Here is a 1,132-nt window from a genome sequence, read left to right as displayed (position 1 = left end):
TTGAAACTGAAGGCAAAGTCATCCTGCCCTGAGTTAATAGGTAAGCCAACGTTCATTACTTCTGTGCCTTTCTTCAGGTCCACCACAAACACATCCAGTGCACCAAAGCCTTTCCTTCCGTCTGAGGAGAAGTACAGCCTGCCCTCTGAGGTGATGTAAGGGAAGTTATCATTGGCAGGGGTGTTGATCTTATCCCCAAGGTTCTGTGGCTCACCATAGGTGTTGTCGCCCTTAACCTCCACCTTCCAGATATCGTTGCCTCCCTGGCCTCCCGGACGGTTGGACACAAAGTAAAGGGTCTTGCCGTCTGCACTGATGGCAGGGTTACCCGTTGAGTAGGTCTTATCGTTGAAAGGAAGCGGCTGGATGTTACCCCATTTGCCGTCAGCCCTGGTAGCCTTGTAAAGGTATACCTGGCCCAGTTTAAGGTTGTTGTCCTTATCCCTCTCAAACTGTTTGCTCTCCTTAAAGCTCTCGCTGGAGAAATACATCGTGTTGCCGTCAGCACTTACCGCTGCAGGGCCGTCGTGCCATTTGCTGTTCACATCAGCAATAGGTGTAGGCTCACTAAGGGTACCGTCGGCATTGTAGGTAGCCATGTACATATCAAGGAACGGCTGCTCGTTAGCCCCGTAGGTCTTCCTTGCTGTGTTCCTGCTACTTGTAAAGTAGAAGTTGTTGTCATCGGTAAGTACCGCACCAAAGGAGCTGTACTTCTCATCGTTGATGTCCAGTTTCTTCTCATCAAACAGCCTGGTCTGGTTCCTTAGCTTGGGAAGGTAGTCCGGGTCTTTCATAAAGGCCACAGATCTCTCATCATTGGGCTTTAACTGGGCAAATTTGCGCATCTGAGCATTGGCCTCCTCATACCTGCCTTCGGCCTTAAGCATCTGGGCATAGTGGTAATAGATCTCGGCTTCCTGCTGGCTCTCGGTTGCCTTGGCATACCATTTTACCGCCTCCTTGCTGTTAAAGACATTGTAGTAGCTCTCGGCCAGCTGCCTGTACACATAAGGGTCGCTCTTGCCAGAGAGCTTCATATATTCATTGGCGGCATCAACATATTCCATCCTGGCATACAGCTTGTCCGCCTTCTCGGTTTCCTTGCTCTGTGCCATGGCAAACTGTGCTG

At 50.4% G+C, this 1,132-nt stretch carries 1 pseudogene; it reads right to left on the bottom strand.

Features of this window, described 5'->3' with window-relative positions:
- Nucleotides 1–1,118: pseudogene (locus NU09_RS17020) on the bottom strand (PD40 domain-containing protein); the annotation flags it as partial.
- Nucleotides 1,119–1,132 lie beyond the last annotated feature (14 nt).

Source organism: Flavobacterium beibuense (assembly GCF_004151245.1).
Classification (GTDB): Bacteria; Bacteroidota; Bacteroidia; order Flavobacteriales; family Flavobacteriaceae; genus Flavobacterium; species Flavobacterium beibuense_A.
The sequence above is the reverse complement of the archived record's forward strand: the minus strand, read 5'-3'. Positions and strand labels throughout refer to the sequence as shown.